At 59.1% G+C, this 17,855-nt stretch carries 14 protein-coding genes; 9 read left to right on the top strand and 5 right to left on the bottom strand.

Features of this window, described 5'->3' with window-relative positions; genetic code table 11:
• Positions 1-88: 88 nt before the first annotated feature.
• The gene (locus NOR97_RS09815) at positions 89-550 is read left to right on the top strand and encodes a host attachment family protein (RefSeq protein WP_170343871.1); all 462 of its coding nucleotides are present in this window, start codon (positions 89-91) and stop codon (positions 548-550) included.
• A gap of 43 nt (positions 551-593) precedes the next feature.
• Here the strand turns inward: NOR97_RS09815 and NOR97_RS09810 are convergent, their stop codons facing one another.
• Entirely contained in the window at positions 594-1,145 is a 552-nt protein-coding gene (locus NOR97_RS09810) for a TIGR00730 family Rossman fold protein (RefSeq protein WP_170343872.1), read from the bottom strand.
• Between the two features lie 127 nt (positions 1,146-1,272).
• Between NOR97_RS09810 and NOR97_RS09805 the strand changes: the two genes are divergently transcribed.
• The 3 genes from NOR97_RS09805 (at position 1,273) to NOR97_RS09795 (ending at position 4,984) form a co-directional block, all read left to right on the top strand.
• Complete coding sequence (locus NOR97_RS09805) at positions 1,273-2,649, top strand: LysM peptidoglycan-binding domain-containing protein (protein WP_257598978.1); 1,377 nt, start codon at positions 1,273-1,275, stop codon at positions 2,647-2,649.
• A gap of 73 nt (positions 2,650-2,722) precedes the next feature.
• Complete coding sequence (locus NOR97_RS09800; protein WP_257600859.1) at positions 2,723-4,528, top strand: ABC transporter ATP-binding protein/permease; 1,806 nt, start codon at positions 2,723-2,725, stop codon at positions 4,526-4,528.
• Between the two features lie 57 nt (positions 4,529-4,585).
• Positions 4,586-4,984, top strand: coding sequence for a DUF2147 domain-containing protein (locus NOR97_RS09795; protein ID WP_170343875.1), 399 nt, complete (start codon positions 4,586-4,588; stop codon positions 4,982-4,984).
• 45 nt (positions 4,985-5,029) lie between these two features.
• Here the strand turns inward: NOR97_RS09795 and NOR97_RS09790 are convergent, their stop codons facing one another.
• Both NOR97_RS09790 and NOR97_RS09785 read right to left on the bottom strand, forming a co-directional pair.
• The gene (locus NOR97_RS09790) at positions 5,030-8,848 is read right to left on the bottom strand and encodes an efflux RND transporter permease subunit (RefSeq protein ID WP_257598977.1); all 3,819 of its coding nucleotides are present in this window, start codon (positions 8,846-8,848) and stop codon (positions 5,030-5,032) included.
• Positions 8,845-10,071, bottom strand: a complete 1,227-nt coding sequence (locus NOR97_RS09785; RefSeq protein ID WP_257598976.1) for an efflux RND transporter periplasmic adaptor subunit — start codon at positions 10,069-10,071, stop codon at positions 8,845-8,847. Before NOR97_RS09785 ends, NOR97_RS09790 begins: the two co-directional genes overlap by 4 nt.
• A gap of 226 nt (positions 10,072-10,297) precedes the next feature.
• On the opposite strand from NOR97_RS09785, the gene NOR97_RS09780 reads away from it, so the two are divergent.
• The 3 genes from NOR97_RS09780 to der are packed head-to-tail and all read left to right on the top strand — an operon-like array spanning position 10,298 to position 13,849.
• A complete protein-coding gene (locus NOR97_RS09780) occupies positions 10,298-10,969 on the top strand; it encodes a hypothetical protein (RefSeq protein ID WP_257598975.1) in 672 nt (223 codons plus the stop codon).
• Positions 10,970-11,013: 44 nt separating this feature from the next.
• Positions 11,014-12,336, top strand: a complete 1,323-nt coding sequence (locus NOR97_RS09775; protein WP_257598974.1) for a PQQ-like beta-propeller repeat protein — start codon at positions 11,014-11,016, stop codon at positions 12,334-12,336.
• A gap of 49 nt (positions 12,337-12,385) precedes the next feature.
• Positions 12,386-13,849, top strand: a complete 1,464-nt coding sequence (gene der / locus NOR97_RS09770) for a ribosome biogenesis GTPase Der (protein ID WP_257598973.1) — start codon at positions 12,386-12,388, stop codon at positions 13,847-13,849.
• Positions 13,850-13,893: 44 nt separating this feature from the next.
• Here the strand turns inward: der and NOR97_RS09765 are convergent, their stop codons facing one another.
• Positions 13,894-14,259: a hypothetical protein gene (locus NOR97_RS09765; RefSeq protein ID WP_257598972.1), complete on the bottom strand. Its 366-nt coding sequence runs from the start codon at positions 14,257-14,259 to the stop codon at positions 13,894-13,896.
• Between the two features lie 511 nt (positions 14,260-14,770).
• Between NOR97_RS09765 and NOR97_RS09760 the strand changes: the two genes are divergently transcribed.
• Together NOR97_RS09760 and NOR97_RS09755 are read left to right on the top strand one after the other, a co-directional pair.
• The gene (locus tag NOR97_RS09760; RefSeq protein ID WP_170343882.1) at positions 14,771-15,754 is read left to right on the top strand and encodes a fatty acid desaturase; all 984 of its coding nucleotides are present in this window, start codon (positions 14,771-14,773) and stop codon (positions 15,752-15,754) included.
• 93 nt (positions 15,755-15,847) lie between these two features.
• Positions 15,848-16,489, top strand: coding sequence for a helix-hairpin-helix domain-containing protein (locus NOR97_RS09755; protein ID WP_257598971.1), 642 nt, complete (start codon positions 15,848-15,850; stop codon positions 16,487-16,489).
• Positions 16,490-16,546: 57 nt separating this feature from the next.
• Here NOR97_RS09755 and serS read toward each other — a convergent pair whose 3' ends face one another.
• Complete coding sequence (gene serS, locus NOR97_RS09750) at positions 16,547-17,839, bottom strand: serine--tRNA ligase (RefSeq protein ID WP_257598970.1); 1,293 nt, start codon at positions 17,837-17,839, stop codon at positions 16,547-16,549.
• Positions 17,840-17,855 lie beyond the last annotated feature (16 nt).

Raw genomic sequence — 17,855 nt, 5'->3', positions numbered from 1 at the left:
TCGGGCTGCGCACTGCTGGTGCGTGAACGACCCCGCATATCCGGCAGGTCGAGGGATACCCAGAAAACAACCTTAACAGGAGATCGCAATGGTCGCACTTACACAGGGAACTTGGGTTATTGTTGCAGATGGAGAGAAAGCGCTGGTGATGGAGAATATCACCGATGCCGACGATCCCAACCTTGTCGTCGTCGCTGTTGAAGAACAAGACGGCCCGACCGGGAAACCGACTGACCGCGCAGGTCGTCGCAACGACGGCGGACCGAAACAGAAATCGGCAGTTGAAGAACCCACGTGGAAGGCACACGCAAAATCTCTGTTCGTGCAGGATCTGGCGAATCTGTTGAATCGGAAGGGGCTGAAAGGGGCCTATGACCGGCTGGTTCTTGTGGCAAGCCCACAGGTTCTGGGTCTGTTGCGGCGTCGTTTGCACAGCGAGGTGCTGGGAAAGGTCGTGGCCGAGGTCAACAAGACCCTGACCAATCATCCTTTGCACAAGGTCGAGCAGGTGGTACGCCACAGTCTGCAACCCAAGGCCAGACTGGCCTGATCAATACGGCGGGCGGCTCAACCGCCCGCACGGCTTTCCATCCTCAGGTCAGTTTGTCTCGCAAGGCGCTCATGGCTGTATCGGCGTCTTCTACCCAGGTGATGAAATCCGCCAGAGACGTGTCGGCAAAGCCTTGCCCGATCACCTGGTCCAACAATGTGTGCAACGCGTCCCAATAGCCATTCACATTGACCACGACGATGGGTTTGTCATGCAGCCCAAGCTGGCGCCAGGTCAGCGCCTCGAACAGCTCGTCCAGCGACCCCGGACCACCGGGCAGAACAACGACGGCGTCGGCGTTCATGATCATGACCTTCTTGCGCTCGTGCATTGTCTCGGTGATCACGAAATGGGTCAGATCCGTCTTCCCGACCTCACGCTTGACCAGATGCACCGGAATGACGCCGAAAGTTTCACCACCGGCATTCTGTGCGGCACGGGCCACTTCACCCATCAAACCGACATCTCCGGCTCCGTAGACCAGCCGCCAGCCTTCCTGCGCCAGCAGGCTGCCAAACTGCCGTGCAGTTTCAGAATAAGCCTTCTCGGCTCCATTGCGTGACCCGCAGTACACACAGATTGATTTCTGAGACATCAAAGGGGGGCTCCGGGGTTGTGTCAGGGGTTTTGACCCGTGATAGCGGGATTGATAGATTGGCTCAACTGTCCGTCGGAAAGCTTTTCAACGCAAAGCTTTTGCCCGGCGGAGTGAAAGGAAAATAATGGACGCCAAATCGGGAAACGGAAGCTCGGGCAATTTCATCTGGGGGGTGATTGCGGGTCTTGTTGCGATATTGGGCGCGGGTGGATTGTATTTGTCCGGCGTCTTCACCAAAACGCCCGAGCCGAGCGCCCCGCAGGAAACCGCATCCGCCGTAGCCCCGGAACCTGAAAAGCAGGAGACGCAGGTCTCGGAACCGGAAACGGCTGAACAGGCAGTTCCTGCGGATGAAGGGCCCACGACCGAGCCTGCCGAGGACACACGTGAAGCGGCCGAAGCCTCTGACGCGGATACTGCCGCTGCTGAGCCGGAAGATTCCGCGCCTGCGCCAGCGGCCCCTCCGGCGCTGGATCAGATTTTTGTTCAACCAGATGGCACGGCGTTGTTGTCCGGCGATGCCGAGCCCGGCAGCCGGATCGAGGTGCTGCTGAACGGAGAACCCCTGCACACATTTACCGTGGACGGCAGCGGCCAGTTTGCCGAATTCGTTTCGATCCCGTTCAGCGACGCGGTTCAGGGGTTGGTCCTGCAAAGCAAGGATGGCGAACGGATCGCACGGTCCGACGACTATCTGATTGCGGCTTTGCCAAAGCCGGTCGAAGAAGCACCTGTATCTGAAGAATCGCCGGCATCTGATCCGGACAGGCCGGCCGATGCCGAAGACGCCACCATCGCGACAGCCGATGCAGACATTGAGCCCGAAACGGCGACCGAAGTCCAAGCGGCGGAAACTGACGTGACCGGAACCGAAACCACGGTGCCTGAAGCCGAGGAAACGCAAACCGCCGATTTGCCGGCAGAGGCACCCGAACCGGATCAGCAGATTGCGGTGCTGCGGTCCGGCGAAGAAGGCGTTGAACTGGTGCAGCCGCCTGTGGTGCGGGATACGCCCCCCGAACAGATCGCACTGGATACCATCGGATATTCTGAGACCGGCAATGTTCAGTTGACAGGACGTGTGCAGGACGGCGCAGCCGTTCGACTGTACCTGAACAATCGTCTGATCGCCGATCTCGACCCGCAAGAGGATGGATCCTGGCGCAGCGATCTTGAGGGGATTGATCCGGGTGTCTACACCCTGCGCGTGGATGCGGTGAATACGGACGGGACGGTGCTCAGCCGGGTTGAAACGCCGTTCAAGCGGGAACCGGTTGAAGTGTTGGATGCCGCCGTGGCGGCCAGCCAGGCCAATGCGCAGGGGGAAGCACCAGCAATTCGTTCGGTTACTGTTCAACGGGGCGACACGCTGTGGGCCATCTCGCGCGACCGGTTTGGCGACGGGATCCTGTATGTAAGGCTGTTCGAGGCCAATCGCAACCTGATCCGCGATCCGGATCTGATCTATCCGGGGCAGGTCTTCACAATACCTGAACAATAATCGCCTCTGGCCCAAAAGGGCCGGGGTCAATCTCTGACCGCAGTTAAGGTACGTGATGAGACGAACACCTGCTATGACCTCGGACGATATGGTGCCGCGCGACGAGCGAAGCTCGGGCTGGCGCACGATCCGCAAAGTGACCCCCTATCTTTGGCCGCAGGATGAGCCATGGGTAAAGCGCCGCGTGGTGATTGCCATGGTCATGCTGGTGCTGGCCAAGCTGATCGCGGTCTACACGCCGATCCTTTACAAGGGTGCGGTTGACGCGCTGGCAGGTGAGGGCGTGCCACCGGTGGCGCTGGGCGCAGTCGGGCTGACGGTTGCCTATGGCGTGGCGCGGATGTTGACCGTGGGTTTTCAACAACTGCGGGACGCGGCCTTTGCGCCCGTGGGGCAAAGGGCCCTGCGGGCGCTGGCGCTCGAGACCTTTCGGCATATTCACAACCTCTCGATGCGTTACCATGTGTCCCGCCGTACCGGAGGTCTGAGCCGCATCATCGAACGGGGCGTCAAAGGCGTCGAGTTCCTGTTGCGCTTTCTGCTGTTCTCGATCGGACCGCTGATCCTGGAGCTGCTGCTGGTGGCGATCATCCTGATGTGGCTGTTCGATGTCTGGTATCTGGTGGTCGTCGCTGTCACAATCGGTCTGTATATCTGGTTCACCTTTGCCGTGACCGAATGGCGGGTGAAGCTGCGGCGCGAGATGAACGATCAGGACACCGAAGCCAATCAGCGCGCCATCGACAGCCTGCTGAATTTCGAAACCGTCAAGTATTTCAACGCCGAAGAGCGCGAAGCTGAACGGTATGACGTGTCGATGAAAGCCTATGCCGGGGCGGCGCTGAAAACGGCATATTCGCTGGCATTTCTGAACTTTGGCCAGTCATTCCTGATCACCTGTGGTCTGATCGGAGTGATGGTTCTGGCTGCGATCGGGGTTCAGAGCGGAAACCTGACCGTAGGCGATTTTGTCATGGTGAACGCCTACATGATCCAGATCACCGTACCACTGAATTTTCTGGGGACGGTCTATCGGGAAATCCGGCAATCGTTGGTCGATATGGGGCAGATGTTCGATCTGCTCGAACAGCCTGCCGAAGTTACCGACAAGCCCTGTGCACCCAACCTGAAGGTAGATGGCGGCGAAGTCACTCTGGACGATGTGCATTTCGGCTACGATCCGGAGAGGGAGATCCTCAAGGGTGTTTCATTGACCGTCCCGGCGGGGCAGACCGTGGCCATCGTGGGGGCAACAGGGTCGGGCAAGTCCACCATCGGGCGGCTGCTGTTCCGGTTCTACGATGTGACCAAAGGGGCGTTGAAGATCGACGGGCAGGATGTGCGGGATGTGACACAGACCAGCTTGCACGCGGCCATCGGAGTCGTGCCTCAGGACACGGTATTGTTCAACGACAGCATCCGGTACAACATTGCCTATGGCCGCGATGGAGCCACCCCGGAAGAGGTCGAGGACGCAGCCCGAGCCGCACAGATCCACGACTTCATCATCTCGCTGCCCGACGGCTATGACACTATGGTGGGTGAACGGGGGCTCAAACTCTCCGGCGGTGAAAAACAACGTGTGGGCATCGCGCGGACCTTGCTCAAGAACCCGCCGATCCTGTTGCTGGACGAGGCGACCTCGGCCCTGGACACCGATACCGAGCAGGACATCAAAGATGCGCTGGCGCGTGCAGGAGAGGGGCGTACGGTTATCACCATCGCCCATCGCCTCAGCACCATTGCCGAAGCCGACCGGATCGTGGTTCTGGAAGCTGGCGAGATCATCGAACAGGGCACGCATGACGAGTTGCTGGCGCGGTCGGGGCGGTATGCGCAACTGTGGAACCGGCAGCAATCTGACGGCGAAGCAGCCTGAGGACCCAAACATGATGCGAAACATGGTAGGATGCAACAAACCAGAAGGGTGCCTGCCATGATGAACCGACTGAAATCAAGACTGTCGTCCATAGTGATCGCGATTTGTCTGCCGGTCGTTGTGGCGGCCGATCCCATCGTGGGCGTCTGGAAAACTGAACCTGACCGCAAGAACCTGATTTCGCACATCAAAATTACGGCGTGTGGGGACAAGTTCTGCGGTCGGATCCTTTCGGCCTATGACGCGTCCGGCAAGGAAGTCCAGACGCCGAATATTGGCAAGAAACTGTTCTGGGACGTGGCCGGTGAAGGCGATGGAAAATATGGCGGGGGCGAGTTCTGGGTCCCGTTGATCGACGTGGATGCCGTGCCACAGATGACGTTGCAGGGGGACAAGCTGCTTGTCAAAGGATGCGAACACGAGATTTGCGCGCATCAGACGTGGTCCCGGTTGTGATGATGGTCAAATGAAAAAAGGACCGGGAATACCGGTCCTTTTCGTTTATTCAGCAGCTTTCAGCGGCGGGCCAGAAGGGCGGTCAGACTGATCTGATCGACTCTCCTGTTCCGGTTCTTCGGAACGCGTGTCGTCCTCCCACACGATTTCGGTGGCCTGCACCTTGCGGGCAGAGCGCCCTATCGCCATGTCCTGCGCGATCTGGCTGGACCGGCCTGCGGTTACACGGGCCAGAACGCGGCTGAGCCAGATCGCATAGGTCGTCACCCAGACCCGCAGTGCCAGAAGCGACGGGGTGACGATCAGCGTCAGGACAGTTGCGATGCCCAGACCAAAGACCACAGCCGTGGCCAACTGCTTCCACCACAGGGCGGTGGGGCTGTCGATGGAATAGCCGCCGTTGATGAAATCCAGCGACAGGCCGAACATCATCGGCGTCAGACCGGCCATCGTTGTCAGTGTGGTCAGCAGAACCGGGCGGATACGCGATTCCGCGGTGCGGATGATCGCCTCGATCCTCGGCATATAGCTGCTGTATTCCTGATAGGTGTCGATCAGAACGATATTGTTGTTCACCACGATACCCGCCAGCGCCACGATGCCGGTCCCGGTCATGATGATCGAGAAGGGCTGTTCCATCACGATCATGCCGATCAGAACCCCGGTGGTGGACAGAACCACCGCCAGCAGAACCAGAACCGAATTGTAGAGCGAGTTGAACTGCGCCAGCAGGATCACGAACATCAGCCCCAGGGCGCCCATGAACGCGTTCACCAGGAAGGCGCCGGATTCTTCCTGCTCTTCCTGATCACCAGTCCATTCCCAGCTGATCGCGTTGGCGAACGGGCCGGTTTCCAGCCATTCCGTCAGCACCGCAATACGCTCGTTCGGGTTGATCAGCGCAAACTGCGCATCCCCGTCTTCAATCACACCGCGCAACTGATCGACGCTTTCTGCACCGGTCAGTTGAACCAGTTCGTATGATTTTCCGCCCGCCGCGTTCAGCACCGTGCCAGTAGGTGTGTAACCTTCCGCCACTTCACGCACGACAGCCAGCCGCACCTGTTTTCCATCGGGGCCTTCGGTCACGACCTTGCTCAGCCCCGGTTCGACATCCGCTTTGACGTCATAGTACCGCTGTTGATCGACGCGGTTGATCTCGGCCAGCTTGGCCACGGGTTTACGTGTCACGAAATTCGACAAGGGCACCAAACCGTCCGGGGTACGGACCTTGAGCGCATCCAGCGTCGACAAAACGCGGTCTTCTTCCGGCAGACGAACGCGAATTTCGATCTCTTCATCATTGCTGTCCGGGCGCATTTCGCCCAGAAGGATGCCGCGCGTGACCAACTGGACCATGGCGCCGACGGTTGCCACGTCGGCTCCGAACCGACCGGCCTTGGCGACATCCACGTCAATCTGCCAGTCGATACCGGGCAGGGGCAGGGTATCTTCGGTCTTGATCAGGCCCGGCGTGGTGTCGAAAACCTCGCGGGCGGTGATCGCTGCCGAGGTCAGGTCTTCCCACCCGTCACCCTTGATGCGCAGATGCACAGGCTTGGCCGATGCAGGGCCTTGCTCCAGTGGCAAAATCTCGACGATGATGCCGGGGATCGTTGCAAGTTGGGCATTCAGCTCATCAATCACGAAGTCGCCGTCATATTCGGGCGCCACGAAGTGCCGCTCGAACAGGCCCCACAGGGCGGATTCCGAGATGTTGGGGCGATCCTCCCAAGGGATGATTTCGAACTGAACCCGGCCTACTGTATCGGCCGGCGCCTGAGCACCACCGTTATTCTGGTTCAAACCGCCTTCGCCCGCAAAGGCAAAGACATTGATGACCGCGGGATGAGATCCGATGATCTCTTCTGCCTGAAGAACCATTGCGTCTTTTTCTGCCAAGGACAGGTTCCCGCGGGCCCGTACATATGCGGTGGCCTGTTCCGGTTCGCTTTCCACGAAGAATTCAACACCTTTGTTATGCGCGCTGAAAGGCTGGTATCCAAGAATACTGATGCCAGTGAAATAGAGGAAAACGTGTAGAACGCAGAGAAAAACAACTACTATCGACACAATCGGCATGATCGGGTTGCCGACAAGGAACCGGACCACATGACCGAACGGTGTATGTTCGTCCGCAGTGTGAACATGGTCTTCCTCGGCGCGTTCGATCTTGGCCGCGCTCAGGGTCACGGACCCGGCAAAAGCCCCGAACAGGAACAACAGAGCCCCTGCAATCGAACCACCGGGCAGCAGGTAATTGGGGTTCAGGACCTGCATCGCACCCAAAAAGATCATGTACAGCGACGGCGGTACCATCAGCACCCGCACCCACCATGCCGTACGGGCCCGCAACCAGACCGAAGACCGATCGAAGATGCGGCTCAGCCGACCGGAAACACCGCCCATGACCGGCAGATAGATCAGCGCCACGATCAACGAGGCCGACAGAACGAAGATCAGCGTGACGGGCAGCATTCCCATGAACTCGCCGGGAATACCGGGCCAGAACAACATGGGCAGGAACGCACACAGCGTCGTTGCGGTCGAGGACACGATGGGCCAGAACATGCGCTGGGCGGCCTCGACATAGGCGTGCATCGGGCCCACGCCTTCCTTGATGCGTTTGTCGGCGTATTCCACAACCACGATGGCACCGTCCACCAGCATCCCCACAGCGAGGATGAGGCCGAACATCACGATGTTCGAGATGCTGACGCCCATGACGGCGAGAAACGCAAAACACAGCAGGAACGAGGTCGGGATCGCAAAACCGACCAGCAGGGCGGCCCGGGTGCCCAGCGAGGCAAGAACCACGATCATCACCAGCGCGATCGCGGTCAGAACCGAGCCTTCAAGCTGGCTGACCATCGAGCCGACGATGCGGCTCTGGTCGTTCGATGTGCCCAGGTCAACCGCCGCCTGAAGCTCGGGCGGCCACTTGGTCTTTGCATGGGCGATGGTCTCTTTCACCTGCGCGACGGTGTCGATCAGGTTGTATCCCTTGCGTTTGACCACTTGCAGCGCAACGGTCGATTCACCGTTGAAACGGGCTGTCCCTTCGCGGTCTTCGAAAGTGTAGTTGATCTGTGCCAGCTCACCCAATGTAACGACCCGGTCACCATTGACCTTGATCGGCAGGCCGTAAACATCCTGTGCGGTTTTGAACGACGACGGTATCTTGACCGAAAAGGTGCCCTGTGCGGTTTCAACCTCACCGGCCGCGATCAACTGGTTGTTGTTGCGCACCACGTTGATCAGCTCGTCCGCCGTCACGTTGTACGCCTCAAGCCGCAGCGGATCGATCACGACCTCGAGCATCTCGTCGCGATTGCCTGCGATACCGGCTTCGAGAACGGAATCCAGAGCCTCAAGATCGTCCTGTAGATCCTTGGCGACACGGGCCATCGTGCGTTCGGGTACGGGACCGGTCAGGTTCACGATGACGATCGGGAATTCGGAAAAGTTGATCTCGGTCAGGGAGTATTGCTCTGCGCCTTCGGGGAAGTCCGCCTGAGCTGTGTTCATCGCGTCACGCACATCGGCCATGATCGCGGTTTTATCCCAACCGAAGTCAAATTCCAGCGCGACCCCTGCATAGTTTTCGGCGGCGGTCGAGGTCATTTCCTTGAGCCCGTCGAGATCCGCCAGTTCGGTCTCCATCGGCTTGATCAGCAGGTTTTCAGAATCCTCTGCGGAAATCCCGGGAAACTGCACTGAAACGAACAGGGCGGGGATTTCGATATCCGGCTCGCCTTCTTTCGGAAGCGAGACATAGGCAAATCCACCGATAACCAGCGAGATGGCGATAAACGCCAATACCATTCGGGCCCGATCAGCGGCCCATGCGACGATACCGGTCATTGTGATGCTTCCCGATAGGTCGGCGCAACGGTTACTCCGCGTGTAACGAATTCCTGACCGACAACAATAATGTCCGTCGTTTCGGGAAGGCCGTCGATCCACACGCCCTCTGCCGTGTCACGCAGAATGCGGACGGGCATGAAATCGACGACATTGCCGGTACCGACCGTACGGACACCCAGTTGACCTTCGTTGTTCAGGGTCAGTGCGGATTGAGGCAGCAGGTGCGCCTTGGTGCCCTCGGCTGCGATGCGGATGGTCGCGGTCTGACCGTCGCGAATGGTCAGATCCGGGTTCGGAACCGTGATTTCAACTTCGAAGGTGCGTGTTGTCTCATCCGCCGAGCGGCTGAGGAACGTGACGCGGCCGCCAAGCTGCCGACCGGTGACCAGTGTTGCCGACGCTTCGGACCCCACCTGGACACGGTTGACCTCGGTTTCCGGAACATACCCGACCAGTTTGATCGGATCGAGCTGAATAACAGTTGCGCAAAGGGATCCCGGCTGCATCAGGCTGCCCAATTCGGCGGTGTCACTTTCCAGCAGGCCCTTGAACGGGGCCTTGATGGTCAGGCGGCCAACCTCTCGCTGCGCGGCTTCGACGGCGGCTGCGGCTGCTTCGATTCCGGCCCGGGTGGCCTCCAGCTCGGCTTCGGCGGATTTTACACCTGCTTTGGCAGTGCTCATCGCAGCCTCGCTGGAAATGCGGCGGGTTTCCGAAGCAAACCCGGTTTCCGCCAGTTTGCGCGACGCGGTCAGGTTGATTTCGGCCTCGGCCACACGGGCATGCGCCTCTTGCAAGCGGGCTTCAGCCTCGGGAATGCGGCTTTCAGCTTCCAGTTTGCCAGCCAGTGCTTCGGCCAGTTGCGCCGGGCGCGTGCCGGGGTCGAGTTCACACAGAACATCCCCGGCCTCGACAAACGCACCTTTGCGCTTGGGTTCCGAGATGACCGTGGATGTGGTTTCAGACAGAACTTCGACCTGCCGGTTCGCCTTGGTTTGTCCACGCAGCAGAACCGCACTGTCAATTTCGCGCGCCTGCGATCGCAGGGCGACGACGCCAACGGCAGCAATATCGGTATCGTCGGATTCAACGGCTTCTGTCTGCGCGGCTTCTTCCGTGTCCCCACGCCCGGCGAAGGCGAACAAAGAGTCGCGCTCAAAAACGAGATAATAAAGCGCAACAATAACCAGAAGGGCGTTGATGAAAGAAATCAAACGCATACAGTATTTCTCCTAGAATTCGGTGCCAACAAAAGCGGGCCTGTCTCGCTATGAAATGGGGCGTCGGCCGTGTAATTTCCACACTAAACTGAATAGTTCGGTTTGGTTTTTTTCGCAAGAGAGAAGCCAAGCGGTGAAAATGCGCAAAATCGGACCCTTGGCTTGGCGTTGGTGCCGGGGTATGACATGGCGCACTTATGCAAGACACACAGCCCAGGGGGCAGGAATGAGCGACACCGACAGTTTCATTGATGAGGTCACGGAAGAGGTACGCCGTGACCGGATGTATCTGCTGCTGCGCCGCTGGGGCTGGGTTGGTGTGGCGGCCGTCGTGCTGATTGTTGGCGGGGCTGCATTCAATGAATACCGCAAGTCCCGCGACACGGCGCAGGCGCAGGCTTTGGGTGACTCGCTTCTGGCAGCTCTGTCGGAAAACGATTCAGATGCTCGGGCAGCCGGGTTGCGGGATATCGAGGCGCAGTCGCCGGGCGGGGATGCAGTATTGAAGATGCTGCTGTCTGCGTCGCAGGTAGAGGCCGGATCGCGCGACGAAGCAGTCGACAGCCTGAACGCGGTTGCTATGCAGGGGGACCTGCCCGAGATTTATCGCGCGATCGCAAGCTTCAAGGCGCTGCTGTTGCAAAGCGACACCTTGCCTGCTGCCGACCGTCGACAACAGTTTGAGGCGCTGGCTGCGCCCGGTGCGCCTTTGCGTCTGCTGGCCGAAGAGCAACTGGCCCTGATTGACGTGTCCGAGGGCAATGTCGATGCGGCACTGGACCGTTTGCAAGCGCTGCGTCAGGACGCCGAGGTCGGTATTGATCTGCAACAGCGTGCGGCCCAGCTGATAGTCGCTTTGGGCGGCGAACCCGAGCCATTGGTGGCGCAACAGGGCTGACCAGGCGGGACAAAAGACTTTATGACAGGCGAGTTCGGAACACCATGGTAACAAGAATTATTTCCCGCGCGGGATGGCCGGTTGCGGCACTGGCTTTGACCGCATTGACCGCCTGTGAACCTCCCGAAGCGATCCTGCCCGGAGAACGTGAGGACATCCGTCCGGTGTCTGATCTGGAAACGGTGGAAAAAAGCGGCTCTCAACCCATCAGCCTGCCGGCTCAAAAGGCGAATGCCAGCTGGCCGCAAAGCCCGGGGACGGCTGCTTACCGAACCACGAACGCGGCCTTGCGTGCCACGCCGCAGCGGATCTGGTCCGCTTCCATCGGGCAGGGCGACTCGCGCAAGCAACGGATCACCGCCGAACCGGTGGTTGCGGGTGGGTTGATCTATACGCTGGATGCGGGGGCGACCGTGTCAGCGGTTACACCGCAGGGCCAGCTGGCCTGGGATACCGACCTGATTCCGCCAAGCGACGGCGATGCGGACGCCACAGGTGGGGGCATGGCCTATTCGGACGGTGTTCTCTATGTGTCGTCCGGGTTTGGGCGATTGACCGCACTGGACGCAAAAACGGGCGCAGTGCGCTGGCAGAAGCGACTGGAAGCAACCGGGAGCGGCGCGCCGATGGTCAATGACGGGCTGTTGTACCTGGTCGCGGGTGACGAAACCGGTTGGACCATCAATGCCAAGGATGGCAAAATTGCCTGGCAAATCGAAGGCACGCCCAGCGTCGGTAACGTCCTGGGTGCTCCGGCACCGGTGATCGCTTCGGACCTGGCAGTGTTTGCATTTGGGTCCGGCGATGTTGCGGCCACCTTCCGCCGTGGCGGAATCCGTCGCTGGAATGCGTCGGTCGCAGGCGGGCGGCGGGGGCGGGCCGCCGCGCAGATCGTTGACGTGACCGGCAGTCCGATGGTTGTCGGAGACACAATCTTTATCGGCAACCATTCTGGCCGGACCGTAGCCTTTGACGCCGCCACCGGTGAACGCCGCTGGACCGCCGATGAAGGCGCGGTCGACACTGTCTGGCCGGCGGGCAACAGCATTTTCCTGATCAGTGACCGCAGTCAGCTGGTGCGCTTGAACGCGGCCGATGGTTCGGTCATCTGGGCGCAGGATCTGCCAAGCTTTGTCAAGGACAAGCGAGGCCGTCGCGGGCCGATCTTTGCCCATTACGGTCCGATCCTGACCGGAGGCCGTATTGTGATTGCGTCCAATGACGGGTATCTGCGCTTCTTCAATCCGGTTAACGGAGCACTGGTTCACCAGGTCGAAGTCCCCGGAGGCGCAACAACGGCGCCGGTTGTCGCCGGGCAAACGCTGTATGTCGTTTCCTCCAAGGGTGATCTACACGCTTTCCGTTGACGGCAAGATGCGCTAAAGGGCGCTTCTTGAGTCTTGAAAGTTGAGTATCATGTCGCTGACCCTCGCCATCGTGGGGCGCCCGAATGTGGGCAAATCCACCCTGTTCAACCGCCTTGTTGGCAAACGTCTGGCCCTGGTCGACGACCAGCCCGGCGTGACGCGTGACCTGCGCGAAGGCGAAGGGCGTCTGGGTGATCTGCGCTTTACAGTGATTGATACGGCGGGTCTTGAGGACGCGACGGATGACAGTCTTCAGGGTCGGATGCGCCGCTTGACGGAACGTGCTGTGGACATGGCTGATGTCTGCCTGTTCATGATCGACGCGCGCGTGGGTGTGACACCAACGGATGAGATGTTCGCCGAGATCCTGCGCAAACGGTCCAAGCACGTGATCCTTGCGGCCAACAAGGCCGAAGGCAATGCCGCGGATGCGGGTGTTCTGGAAGCTTACAATCTGGGTCTGGGTGAACCGGTCCGCTTGTCAGGCGAACACGGTGAAGGGATGACGGACCTGTATGCGCAGCTCATGCCTCTGGCGGATGCGGCAGAAGAAAAACAGGTCGAGGAAGCCCCGCAAACGGACATTGAACTGGACGAAGACGGTGAGGGCGAGACGCCGCTGATCACCGCGGCCAAGCCCTTGCAGGTTGCGGTAGTGGGGCGTCCCAACGCGGGCAAATCCACCTTGATCAACAAGATCATTGGCGAAGACCGTCTGTTGACGGGACCAGAGGCTGGCATCACGCGTGACGCAATCAGTTTGCGAATCGACTGGGCTGACCCGGATGGCGAAAGCACTCCGATGCGGATCTTTGACACCGCAGGGATGCGCAAGAAAGCAAAAGTACAGGAAAAGCTGGAAAAGCTTTCCGTGTCGGACGGTCTGCGCGCGGTGAAGTTTGCCGAGGTCGTCGTTGTATTGCTGGATGCCGCCATCCCGTTTGAACAGCAAGACCTGCGGATTGCCGATCTGGCCGAACGCGAAGGCCGGGCCGTTGTTGTCGCCGTGAACAAGTGGGATATCGAGGACAACAAGCAGGAAAAGCTGCGCGACTTGAAAGAGTCGTTTGACCGGCTGCTGCCGCAACTGCGCGGCGCGCCGCTGATCACGGTATCTGCCAAAACGGGTCGGGGATTGGAGCGTTTGCGCGCCGCGATCCTGCGCGCCCATGACGTCTGGAACCGCCGGGTGCCGACTGCCGCTCTGAACCGCTGGCTGACCGCCATGCTGGAACAACATCCGCCGCCAGCCCCACAGGGACGCCGGATCAAACTGCGCTACATGACGCAGGCCAAGACCCGACCTCCGGGGTTCGTGGTGATGTGTTCGCATCCCGACAAGATGCCAGAAAGCTATACCCGTTACCTGGTGAACGGTTTACGGCAGGATTTCGACATGCCCGGAACACCGATCCGCCTGACTCTGCGCGGGCAGGGGGACAAGAACCCATATAAAGGGCGGCGCAAGAAAAACGCGGGCGCATTGGCCAAGCATCTGAAGGGGCGCGGGTAAGCTGCGCACCGGAATCAGGGCTTTGATGACACAGGCAGACTGATTTAATCGTGCCCAAGGACGAATGCGCAGTTCGCTTCTGCGGCGTTGGCGATACCCTCTGACGTCCCATTGCCCTGTTCAATGGCCGTCGCCAGTTCGGTCGCGGCTGAACCTGTCGTGAAGATCGATGCAATTCGCGTTCGACCTCCGAAAAGACCTTTGGAAGCGTCGGCATTGTCATAGGTCAGGTCAAATGTGGAAACCAAACTGACCGCCTCGTCATCGGGTCGTTTGTTTTGATTGCGCGATATGGGCGGAACCAGCGTTGTCACGCGGCGCTGTACACCCGCGTTGACTTCGACAGGCAAGGCCTTGGCAGGATCAGAGCGTAACGCGATGTTCACGCCGCTGCGTTCCCCATAGACCAAACTGCGGTCCTGAATCGAGGTGCAGCCCGCGACCGCGCAACTCGTGCACAACTGTATTGCCGGTCACGATGGCGGCTGTGGATGAGGTGCCAAAACCGTTATACGAGCACCCCGCAAGCGCGGCGCAGATCAATGGCGCCAATGGCAATATATTTCTCGATAAAGTCAATCAATAGGCCTTAAAACACTGCTTCTTACTCTGACCGGAAGTTTCCCATGCGTCAACTCGGAGGCATGTGAATACTGTTGAAGCGTTCCGAGACACTGTGGGGCTTTGTTCTTCGGGCGCGTCCCTGTTGTCAGGGGCGTGTTTTTCGGTGCCTGTGATCGTCACGCAAGCGCGTAACTGCGCCAATATTCAGCGTTTTCGCTCTGGGGGCGTGACAGCCCCTGTTCTGCGCGCTAGCATTCAGGTGTGTGCATCTGTCAGCACATGCATTGTTTTCACGCGGTCAATCCGCGCCTGGATTTTGAACGGATTATAACAGGGCCATCGTGGGGAGCGGACTGGATGGATCTGAGGGAATACACAAGACACTATGCAGTTCAGGACAACAGATTGGCTGCACTGAGCTATTTTGGCACGTTTGCGGTGTATTTCGCATCGCTGGCTGTGGCTATCATATTCGTGGATCGCTGGTACATCATGGTCCCGGCCGGGATCGTCTTCGCCTTTTCGGCAGTGCGCCTTTATGTGCTGCAACATGATTGCGGGCACCATTCGCTGTTTGAAACGCGAATGCAGAACGAATGGGCGGGGCACGGTCTTTCCCCCTTCACCTTTGCGCCGTTCGAGGTGATGAAGCAGAACCACAATCTGCACCATGCTGGGATCGGAAACCTCGAGCATCGCGAGACCGGTGAAATACACACCATGACGTTGCGGGAATGGAATAACGCGGACTGGAAAACACGTTTGTTTTACAGGCTGTACCGAAACCCCTTTATTCTGGTGCCGGTCGGTGCCCTGTTCACATACTTCATTCGCTATCGCTGGCCCAAGAACACTGTTCGTTTCGGTGTCAAAGGCGTTTTGCTGCACAATGCCTCGATCATCGTATTTTTGGGCCTGTTGTATCTGATCGCGGGCATGACCGGTATTTGGGTCTGGTTGGTGTTTTCTTTCCTGGGCGGAATGCTGGGTGTGTTCCTTGTGTATCTGCAACACAATTTTGAAGACACCTATTGGGATCGCCGCCCTGATCTGAACCCGCAGACCGCGGCGCTTCATGGGTCTTCCGCGCTGGATTTCGGATGGTGGTTCGATACCGCCGTAGCCTGCATCACGCTGCATGACATCCACCATTTCAATGCACGTATCCCATCTTATCGGTTGCGGGCCTGCCACTATAACCTGCCGCCTGAATTCACCCCTCGCCGGATCAAGTTCCCCGAGGCAGTAGCGGCTTTGAACCTCAAGCTTTGGGATGAGGATGCGAAACGCCTCGTTCCGTTCCCGAAAAATGACCGAACCGCTGGGCTGGCGCATAGCTGATCCATTGGTTTTGGGAAGGCAAGCGCTGAACTTGCGGATGTGCATATCCAGTGTATTTGCGATGAGGCAGGGCGATGGAGAAAGGACCCTTGGATGACCGTAGTGACCAACGTTAAAGGTGTGGGAGAGGCGCTGAAAAAAGCCCTTGCAGCCAATGGCTTTAAGACCGCAGAAGCGATAGCGAAGGCGTCACCCGCAGATCTGGTCAAGGTTCCACGGGTCGGAGAGAGCCGCGCCGCCGTATTGATCGAAGCCGCAAAAGCGGCAATAGCTGCAACGCCCCCTGCCGGGAAGCCTGGCGCGCGCAAGGCGCCGGCCCGAAAGCCGGCGGTCCGTAAACCAACAGCTGCAAAACAAGCCGCCCGAAAACCAGCCGCCCGAAAAGCCACCGCGCGCAAGACCGTGGCCGCTGCGGCTGCCGAAAAACGGGCGGAAGAGGCCGCACTCAAAGCGGCGGAAGAAAAAGCGGCAGCTGAAAAGGCTGAAGCTGCGGCCAAGAAAAAGGCTAAGGCCAAGGCCAAGGCTGAAAAAGCCGCCAAGAAACGCAAAGAAATGGAAGCCGCGTTTTCCAAGGCCAAGGATAAGGTGAAAGCAAAGTCCAAGAAGGACAAAAAGCCGAAGACGGACGACAAGAAAAAAGACGCCAAGAAGGGCAAAAAAGACGCCAAGAAGGCCGAGAAAAAAAGTGACAAGAAGAAAAACCGCAAGAAGGACAAGAAAAAGGCGAAGAAATAAGTTCCTTCGCCCCGTCTTTCTTTGTGAATCGGCGCCTGGTGGTGCCGGTTGCGTTTTTCAGGCCAGTGTGCCGTCCAGTTGCAGGGTCAGTTTGCCGCCCAGATAGGGGCTCAGGACTTCGGGCAAGGTCACGGTGCCGTCCGCGTTCTGGCCGTTTTCCAGCACGGCAATCAGGCAACGCCCAACGGCCAAACCCGAACCGTTCAGCGTATGGACGTATTCCGGCTTGCCGCCACCTTCGGGGCGGAACCTTGCGTTCATGCGGCGGGCCTGGAAATCACCACAGGTCGAAACCGAGCTGATCTCGCGATAGGTGTCCTGACCGGGCAACCAGGCCTCGATATCATAGGTGCGGCGGGCGCCAAAGCCCATGTCACCGGTGCACAGGATGACGGTGCGGTAAGGAATGCCCAGCTTTTCCAGAATGCCCTCGGCGCAGCGCAGCATGCGCTTTTGTTCTTCGTCCGATTTGTCCGGATGCGTGATCGAAACCATTTCGACCTTTTCGAACTGGTGCTGCCGCAACATCCCGCGGGTGTCTTTGCCCGCGGATCCGGCCTCGGACCGGAAGCACAGGGAATGCGCGGTGTATCGGCGGGGCAGATAGCTTTCCTCGATCAAAGTGTCGTTGACGATATTGGTCAGCGACACTTCGGAGGTCGGGATCAGCCACCAGCCTTCGCGGGTCTGATAGCTGTCTTCGCCAAATTTCGGCAATTGGCCGGTGCCCTGCATCATCTCGGACAGAACCAGAACCGGGCCGTTCACCTCGGTCAGCCCGTTTTCGGTGATATGGGTATCCAGCATGAACTGCGCCAAAGCGCGATGAATACGGGCGACGCCGCCGGACAGCAGCACAAATCGCGAGCCGGATAGTTTGGCTGCGGTTTCGAAATCCATGCCTTGCTGAACGGCTTCGATCTCGAAGTGTTCCTTGGGCGCAAAATCCAGTTCACGCGGTGTGCCCCAGCGGCTGATCTCGACATTGTCGCTTTCATCCACGCCATCCGGCACGTCTTCGGCGGGCAGATTTGCGATGCGGATCAACTGATCTGTCAGCAGGGCGTCCAGATCCTTGGCCTCGGTCTGCATCCGTGCGATCTCGGCCTTTTTCTCGGCGACCAGCGCGCGCAGACGCTGAAACTCGGCTTCGTCGCCTCGAGCTTTGGCCGCGCCGACTTCCTTGGACGCTTTGTTCTGTTCGGCCTGCGCCGTTTCGGCGGCCAGAATCTTGGCGCGGCGACTTTCGTCCAGCCTGAGCAAATCTGACGACACCGGCGCGTCCCCACGGCGCGCTAGAGCGGCGTCGAAAGCGGCAGGGTTTTCGCGAATGGCGCGGATGTCGTGCATGTCTCAGATCCTTGAA

It is taken from the genome of Ruegeria sp. YS9 (genome assembly GCF_024628725.1).
GTDB lineage: Bacteria > Pseudomonadota > Alphaproteobacteria > Rhodobacterales > Rhodobacteraceae > Ruegeria > Ruegeria atlantica_C.
Note: the sequence above shows the minus strand (reverse complement) of the source record. Positions and strands in the feature narration are given on the sequence as shown.